The organism is Candidatus Margulisiibacteriota bacterium, assembly GCA_028715625.1.
In the GTDB taxonomy this organism is placed as follows: Bacteria; Margulisbacteria; Riflemargulisbacteria; order GWF2-35-9; family GWF2-35-9; genus JAQURL01.
The window spans coordinates 1-8253 of sequence record JAQURL010000094.1 but is presented as its reverse complement, the minus strand read 5'-3'; the positions used below and the strand labels follow the sequence as shown (position 1 = coordinate 8253).

General features: G+C 40.7%; 7 protein-coding genes. 4 read left to right on the top strand and 3 right to left on the bottom strand.

Going from position 1 to position 8253, the window contains the following annotated elements:
* Together PHV30_11365 and PHV30_11360 are read left to right on the top strand one after the other, a co-directional pair.
* The coding region (locus PHV30_11365) for an SOS response-associated peptidase (protein ID MDD5457611.1) at window positions 1-594 on the top strand (594 nt) is incomplete at its 5' end.
* Window positions 595-640: 46 nt separating this feature from the next.
* Window positions 641-1546 (top strand): hypothetical protein, encoded by a 906-nt coding sequence (locus PHV30_11360; GenBank protein MDD5457610.1) that lies wholly within the window; start codon window positions 641-643, stop codon window positions 1544-1546.
* On the opposite strand, the gene PHV30_11355 is transcribed toward PHV30_11360, so the two are convergent.
* Window positions 1541-2065, bottom strand: coding sequence for a hypothetical protein (locus PHV30_11355; protein MDD5457609.1), 525 nt, complete (start codon window positions 2063-2065; stop codon window positions 1541-1543). The genes PHV30_11360 and PHV30_11355 overlap by 6 nt on opposite strands.
* Before the next feature lie 106 nt (window positions 2066-2171).
* Window positions 2172-3422: a DNA polymerase IV gene (locus PHV30_11350; protein ID MDD5457608.1), complete on the bottom strand. Its 1251-nt coding sequence runs from the start codon at window positions 3420-3422 to the stop codon at window positions 2172-2174.
* A gap of 90 nt (window positions 3423-3512) precedes the next feature.
* Here PHV30_11350 and uvrA point away from each other — a divergent pair, with 90 nt between their 5' ends.
* Window positions 3513-6338: an excinuclease ABC subunit UvrA gene (uvrA, locus tag PHV30_11345; GenBank protein ID MDD5457607.1), complete on the top strand. Its 2826-nt coding sequence runs from the start codon at window positions 3513-3515 to the stop codon at window positions 6336-6338.
* A 1-nt stretch (window position 6339) separates the two neighbouring features.
* Here the strand turns inward: uvrA and PHV30_11340 are convergent, their stop codons facing one another.
* The gene (locus PHV30_11340; protein MDD5457606.1) at window positions 6340-7704 is read right to left on the bottom strand and encodes a hypothetical protein; all 1365 of its coding nucleotides are present in this window, start codon (window positions 7702-7704) and stop codon (window positions 6340-6342) included.
* Window positions 7705-7858: 154 nt separating this feature from the next.
* Between PHV30_11340 and PHV30_11335 the strand changes: the two genes are divergently transcribed.
* Window positions 7859-8253 (top strand): pyridoxamine 5'-phosphate oxidase family protein (locus PHV30_11335; GenBank protein MDD5457605.1); only part of this gene is annotated, 395 nt, incomplete at its 3' end.

Sequence of the window (8253 nt, the reverse complement as noted above, 5' to 3'; positions counted from 1 at the left end):
CTTTTTCTACGCTTTGACATCAAAGATAAAATCAAATTGCAGAGTTGCTATAATGTTGCCCCAGGTCAGGATATGCCGGTCATAATTAATAAAGGTGGCAGTAATACAATCAGTGTTTTGAAATGGGGATTAATTCCATCCTGGGCCAGAGACAGCGAGAAGTTTAAACACGGTTTGATAAACGCGCGCATCGAATCCCTGACCGAGAAACCGTCATTTAAAAATTTGTTAAAAGCCAATCGTTGTCTGATACCCGCCAACGGGTTTTATGAATGGAAAAAAGAGGGCAAGAAAAGGACTCCTTATTTTATTCATTTATCAAACAATGAGCTATTGGCTTTCGCTGGATTATACGATGGCGGTACATATACTGTTATCACAACAGCGGCTAAGGAAAGAGTGGCAGGAATACATGACCGGATGCCGGTAATCCTATCCAAAGGCATAGAGCAGGATTGGCTAAAGGTAGAAAACAAAGATGCACTGAATATTCTACAAAGATGTTTGGCAAACGAATTAATAACAGATAGAGTTTCATCTGAAGTTAACAATACTGATTTCAATATTCCCGAAGCAATTAAGTCTCTTGAATAAATTACTATAGTTTGAGAATCCGCTGTAAATGCGCCGATATATTAGTATGCTTAGAAAAAAAGTTGTAAGTCAACCTCATATAAGAGCATTCTCAAGGAAAGATTTGTTGCGGCAACTATTAGAGAAAATAACCCCGTCAGATTATTATATGCTGCCTGTTTCTTATGACAGATTAATAATAAACAGAAACGATCCGGAGACGATCAGATATTTTGATAAAGCGCGTTTAGCAGGAGAAAAGTACGCTGATAAACTTGTTGAATTCGGCAGAAAATATGCAATGGATATTGATTATGAAACTGTATTCATGATCATGGATTTTTATGATTCTTCAGATCAAAACTGGATGGATGTAATGCAGTATCTTATTGAAGGAATTCAAAAAGCTGAAAATCATAACGCAATATATGAGATCGGGAAAGCCATCGGGGATTCCGCTTCTCCTCAGTTAGCCGGAAATATCGGGGGTAATATCTATAACGAAGGGGATGTGCTGCTTTTTACCAAAGGCGTGTTGGCATCGGGTAGACAGGGATATGCTGTTTCCGTTCTTGGACATCAATATATACATGTCAGACAACTACTCAAATTATTACAAAAAGAAGGATTTTCAATTGATTATGCCTTGGGAGAAGTTAAACCTTCGTTTGTAAATTTTGTACCGGGGTGCTGGCCCGGAGAACAGGTGCTGGCTGAAAAAGAGCAGGACGATTATTTTTTTACAACCCTGATGCTTCTTTTATATGCACATAACGACGACGATAAATTGCGAATTTTGAACCATATGGTCCATCTGAATAATGCCGATGAGGCAAGGTTGCATGTGCTGGTAAAAAAAGGGCTGAAGTTAATAAGAGAAGATACTGGTGATGATACAGCCGAAATAATCGCCGGTATCCTTAAAGGGAACACATTGACCGCGAAAATTTTTAAAGGTTTCAGGATTTTATAAAATTTTTTTTAATACTTTCTGAAATCGCAAGCGTTTATACTCGAGGTACTCCCTGGCTAAACGGTCGGGTAATGTTCCGGTGGAGATGGGGTTGGCAGTCGGGTCATCCGATATAATGAATATAAGTTTTATCCATAAGTCATACAGGTATTTTTCTTCATAACTCAATTCAGATTTGTTTTTTACTATCAGGGATGAAAATTCCAGCGGTTTATTTTTGCTATAAGATAAAATGTCATTATAATAACCGGCCATATTAATGACTAAGGTGATCCAATCGAGGTCATAGATTCTGTCCTGCACTTTATTGTTTTCCAAAGTGATTACCGGATAACGGCTGGTAAATTCTTTTAGAAACTCCCGGGCTATTTGTAGCAATTGTTCATAAGGAATAGCATGACTGAACACGGCGCAGAGCTGCCCGACATAGGCTTTAATTATCCTTTCAAAATAGTCGGTCAGTTCATGACAAAAGATATTATATGGGCTAAGTTTATCAGATAGTATTTTGTGTAACACATAGATTATCGTCTGGAAATTTTATCTCTCCCAGAAAATTCCAGAGCCCTCAGACCCCAGCTCTGAGCCTTGAGCATCGATATGCAAGCGTGTTGGACCGAGCTTATCATATATTCATTTTCATCAGCGGTACCCGGAATTCATTTTCATATTTATGTCTGGCCGCAAGGCTCTCCGTAAGATGAATAGTACCTCGACCGTACTTTTTATTTATTTCGTCCATGCTTTCGGAAATGCTTTCCAGCTTTTCTATGGAAAGGCCGCTGTCAAAGAGGGTGAGCTGGATATTTTTCGCGGCTGTGAGATGGGTTAATATGCAGATGGTCTGGCGGTAAGTGTTGCCATCCGCGTAACAGCGCTTAAAAAGTTCTTCGGCAATGGGGATTATTTCCAGCGGGCTGGCGCTGAACCGGGACAATTTGGCTTTCAGTCCGGCTGTGCGGAACTGCTGGGTTTTGAGTACGATAATGAGTTGGCCGGCCATGAGTTTATATTTGCGGCATTTGGCTGTGGCTTCCTCGATATTTTTAATGAGCTGAGCGAAGACTTTGGCTTTGTCGGAGGTAGGGCCGAAAGTTTTGGCCTTGCTGATGCTCTGGTAAGTTTCTTTTTTGCTGACTTCCACCGGATAGACCATTTCCCCGCGTAACTCTTTGTATATTTCTACTTCTTTTTTAGTCAGGTATTCTTCCACAAAAGCAAGCGGTTTTTGCGCAAAATCGTAGGCGGTATGGCAGTCATATTTTTTTAAAAAAGCAGCAATATTATGGCCGATGCCCCAGACCTTTTCTATGGAATTTTTTTGCAAAAGAATATGAATATAACTTCCTTTTACACAGGTAAGCCCGTTCGGTTTGCGGAACTTGGAACAGAGCTTGGCCAGAGTTTTGGTAAGGCTTACGCCTACAGAGACGGTTATGTCCAACTCCGCGGTTATTTCTTTTTGCATGCCGGAAGCGATATCTTTGTAGCTTTTATTTAAGGTCCTGCGCAGTCCGGTAATGTCCGCGAAGGCTTCATCTATGGAATATTCCTCCACAGCCGGTGTGTAGCGGCGCATGATATCAAATATGCGTTTGGCAAAAGTCATATAGGCTTCATAGTTCCCGGGCACAATGACGCAGTCAGGGTAGTTGCGTTTTATAAGCCCTATGGGCATGCCGCGTTTTATTCCCAGTTTTTTACCTTCAACACTGATGGCCGAGGCAATGCCGCGTTCCTGGCCGGTAACTATAGCTTTGCCTTTAAGCGAAGGGTCCAGCGCCTGCTCTACCGAAGCAAAAAAACTGTCGCCGTCGATATGTACAATAGTGTTGGGCCAGGAAATGAGCGTAAGGGGTTGAATTGTTTTTTTCATTGTAGTACAATTGTACTACAATGATACTATGCAAACAATATACTTTCATCGGTATATCAAAGAGGTTATAATATTGTGCCTAAGGAAAAAATGGAAAAAAATAAACAATGTATAATAATCAAGGGCGCCAGAGAGCATAATCTCAAGAATATCGATCTGGATGTCCCGCGCCATCAAATGGTAGTCATCACCGGTCTCAGCGGCTCAGGAAAAAGTTCACTGGCGTTTGATACTATTTACGCAGAGGGTCAGCGCCGTTATGTGGAGTCGTTGTCCAATTACGCCCGGCAGTTTCTGGAACAACTGCAAAAGCCGGATGTAGACTCCATAGAGGAGCTTCCGCCGGCCATTGCTATTGATCAGAAATCCACCAGCCGCAATCCGCGTTCCACAGTGGCTACGGTTACCGAGATTTATGACTATTTACGTTTGCTGTTCGCGCATATTGGTATTCCGCATTGTCCAAATTGCGGGAAAAAGATAAACCGCCAGAGCGCATCCCAGATTATTGAGCAGATTTTAAAAGAAGCCGCTGATAAGGAAATTACTATTCTCGCTCCGCTTATCCGCAACAAAAAAGGGGAGTACCGCCATATTTTTGAGAATATCCGTAAGCAGGGGTTTTTAAGGGCCAGGGTAGACAAGCAGATCATGCATGTAGAAGACGAAATTACTCTGGATAAAAATAAAAAACATACTATTGAAGTGATTATTGACCGTATCCGTGTAACAGAAGACAAGAAAAAACGCCTGGCCGATTCTATAGAAACTGCGCTGAAGATAGGCACAGGGATTATAAGTGTCATTTATCCTGATAAAAAAGAAGAAGTTTACAGCGAGCATTTTGCTTGTCTGGACTGCGGTATAAGTATCGGCGAGATTTCTCCCCGGATGTTTTCTTTTAATGCTCCATACGGGGCATGCCCGGCCTGTAACGGTCTGGGATCAAAACTGGAATTTTCACCGGACCTTGTTTTCTCCAGCAAACATTTGCCCTTGCGCTATGCTACTTCCAAGATAATAAATTTGGATGATACTTATTACGGCATGATGGTGGAGTCTGCCGGGAAAAAATATGGATTTTCACTGGACACACCGGCCAAGAATTTAACTCCTCAACAATGGAATATTCTTCTTTACGGTTCAGGTTCGGAGGTAGTGGAAATGAACTGGGAAATGGGCAAGTCTTCGGGTAGCAATTTTTCCGGCAATCTGCAGTTTAATAAAGCTTTTGAAGGTGTTATCGGCAACTTGAAACGACGTTATTACCAGACACAGTCCGAGCATATGCGCGCCAATATGCGCAGGTATATGCGGGAAGAGACATGTTCCACCTGTCATGGACAGCGCTTGAAGCCGGAAATTCTGGCTATCAAGATAAGGGACATGAATATTTCCGATATTACTAAAATGAATATCAGTGCTTTATTGCGATATTTTAATGAACTTTCTTTGTCCGAATATGAAGCGCACATTGCCAGGGAAATAATTAAAAAGATGAAGTCCAAATTGTTTTTTCTGGAAAATGTCGGGCTCGGTTATATTACCCTGGATCGCAAAGCCGGTACACTGAGCGGCGGAGAAGCGCAGCGCATACGTCTGGCCACGCAGATCGGCTCGGGCCTGATAGGAGTGGTTTATGTGCTGGATGAGCCCAGTATCGGTTTGCATCAGCGTGATAATCAACAGCTCATAGATACTTTGAAAAAGCTAAGAGACGCAGGCAACAGTGTTCTGGTGGTGGAGCATGATGAAGAAACCATCCGCAGCGCAGACCATATCATAGATATGGGGCCCGGGGCCGGCAAACATGGCGGTGAGATTATTTATAGCGGTGATTTAAAAGGACTTTTACAATGCAAAGCATCTTTGACCGCAAAATATTTGAACAAGGAACGATGGGTTCATTTACAGGAAAGAAAAAGAATACAGAATTTTAATAAAATTGAGATTATAGGCGCGGCTGAAAATAATTTAAAAAATATTAATGTAACAATTCCGCTGGGAAAATGGGTCAGCGTTACCGGAGTATCGGGCAGCGGTAAGTCTTCGTTGATTAATGAAGTATTTTATAAGGCAGTGGCCCGAATGTTATATAAATCCGCGGATGCTCCGGGAAAACATCAGGAAATCAGAGGTCTGGAGAATATCGATAAAGTTATATGTATTAATCAGGAACCGATAGGAAAAACACCGCGCAGTAATCCCGCCACCTATACCGGCGTTTTTGATCATATCCGCAGTTTGTTCGCTTCAACCCGTGAAGCGTCCATGCGCGGCTATAAGCTGGGTCGTTTCAGTTTTAATGTCAAAGGTGGACGCTGCGAAACCTGTCAGGGAGACGGCCTGAAAAAGATCTCCATGTCCTTTTTGCCTGATGTTTATGTCCCCTGTGAAGTGTGCAAAGGTAAGCGCTACAATAAAGAAACACTGGAAATAACTTATAAAGGAATGAATATCTCAGATGTGCTGGATATGGATGTAGAGCAGGCTTATAATTTTTTCTATTCTATTCCGCGGATCAAAAACGTGCTGCAGACTTTGCTGGATGTTGGTCTGGGCTATATACATCTGGGCCAGAGTTCAACTACGCTAAGCGGCGGTGAGGCCCAGCGTATAAAGCTTTCTTCTGAACTAAGCAAGCGTTCCACTGGCAAAACATTATATATTCTGGATGAGCCGACTACTGGCCTCCATTTCGCGGACGTGGAAATGCTTATTCAGGTATTAAACCGCCTCGTGGAGTCTGGGAACACCGTTGTAGTCATTGAACATAATGTGGACATGATCCGTTCTGCCGATTACATAATCGATCTTGGCCCGGAAGGCGGTGACGCCGGCGGGCAGGTTATCGTAGCCGGCACGGTTGATGAAGTTAAAAAATGTAAGAAATCTTATACGGCGAAATATTTATAGGTTACTCGGTTATTAATTTCAGAGTCTCTGTTAACCCTTTTCTAATTGTTGCAAAGACCTCTCCGAGTTTGCTAATCTTTGATTTTGAACTGTCCCCATATTTATCAAGAAATTTTAGCAATTCCTCATACCGGCCATGAAAATAATTTTCAGGATTTTCATATTCCAGCATCTGGTCTACTTGACCTTCACCATAGCGTGTTCTAACCAGGTCTTTTAAGTTCAGCAGGTAATTCGCAACTATGTGTGGAATTGAAGCGATGTTTTCTACTGTGATACCTTTCAACCCGTCTAATTGATATCTTTTTTGAAGTTCCAGATGGTGATTATACATATCATAACTTAAATTCCATAATTGCCAGAGATTGTCATTATTATAAAACCATCTATGGGAATTATCATGCCCCAATTCATCTTTAACATCTATTTTTATTTGATTTTTTATTGATTGGTTATTGCCTGAAAACATATGGATCAGCTCAGTCGGATTAAGAAATTTTAAAAATTCTGCCACAAATCCGCGGGAAGTGAGTATGGTAAAAAATTTATGGAAATCATTTATCAAGCCCTTATTACTAAATTCCAGCATCATGTTTTTCAGGTAAAGTATTTCTTTTTTATTTTTCCAGAGGGTTTCAATATCCATTTTGTCATAATCACAATAAATAAAATGTGTGCCAAAGTAATAGGTGAAGTCAAGCAAACGTTCTTTAGTAAGAGTTAGCAGCAGACCCATAAAGACAGGGTCTTTAAACGCATATTTTTTTCTCGCCAGATTTGACAGTAATGCAGTGGCCGGTTCAAATTCTCTTATATTTGTAGGATTAATATTATAAAGAAAAAAGATTTGCTGAAAGGGGGAAAGTTTTGGCATCAGGTTATCCCAGAATATTTCAAAATTCTCACTCACGGACTTTGAATCTGTGGGCCAGGCCATAATGGTTAAAGTTAAAGCATAAATCTGAGTGTATGGCACTAAATGTCTCCATATCCTGGAGCCTCCCCAGTACACTGAATTGGAGTCATTAGGGCGGATATCCTTGAATCCTAACATTTTAATCAGCTCATAACATTTTTTCTCGTTCGGGTAATAACTTAGAAGGATTTTAACTACATCTTTGATTCTCACTTGTTCCGGAAGATTTTTAACCAGGTAATCAGAAAGTTTATCAAGATTTTCTCGCATTGGCGGCAGATATTCCCCGCTGTAATTATCAACCTGGAAAAACATAAATTCTTTTATCTTGTTGAATTTTTCTATAAAAAGGGCTTTATTCCCGATGATTATATCCGGAGTTTGAGAATTTATACCTGCAGAAACTATTGAGTCGTTGGTTAATTTTTGACTGGTTATTTTATTAAGCATATTTAATCCTTTTGTAATCTCTGAATTTATCGATATAAGAAAATAATTATTTCAATCAAATTACAGTAAGTTTGATATTAAAAGGTATTAAAAATATACTGGTCGAAATCAGGAGGACAGGCTATATTAATTGCAATTAATCCGGAGGTGTTTCATGGATATAAAAGAAGTTTTGGAGTTCGCCAACAATAACAAGGCCTGCTGGCTGGCCACAAGTGAGGACGATCAACCTCATGTGCGCGGAATGATGATGTGGTTCGCAGATGAAACCGGTTTTTATTATCATACCGGTACCAATAAATCCTTATATGATCAGTTACAGTCCAATCCTAAAGTGGAAATAGCTTATTTCAATAATGCTCAAAACCAGCAGGATTCAAGAATGATGAGATTAACAGGCAGGGTGGAAATGGTCCAGGATCAAGTTCTGGAAGAAAAGCTTTTTCAGGATAGGCCCTGGTTGCACGCTGTTAAGCAGGCAAATCCGGATACACAAGTAGTGATTTTCAGGGTTTTTTCCGGAGAGATACAGTTCTGGAACATGATGGT

Bases quoted from the DNA above. Each gene is read 5' to 3' on its own strand.
- PHV30_11340 (MDD5457606.1), bottom strand. From the start codon at position 7,704: ATGCTTAATAAAATAACCAGTCAAAAATTAACCAACGACTCAATAGTT.
- PHV30_11350 (MDD5457608.1), bottom strand. From the start codon at position 3,422: ATGAAAAAAACAATTCAACCCCTTACGCTCATTTCCTGGCCCAACACT.
- uvrA (MDD5457607.1), top strand. From the start codon at position 3,513: ATGGAAAAAAATAAACAATGTATAATAATCAAGGGCGCCAGAGAGCAT.
- PHV30_11360 (MDD5457610.1), top strand. From the start codon at position 641: ATGCTTAGAAAAAAAGTTGTAAGTCAACCTCATATAAGAGCATTCTCA.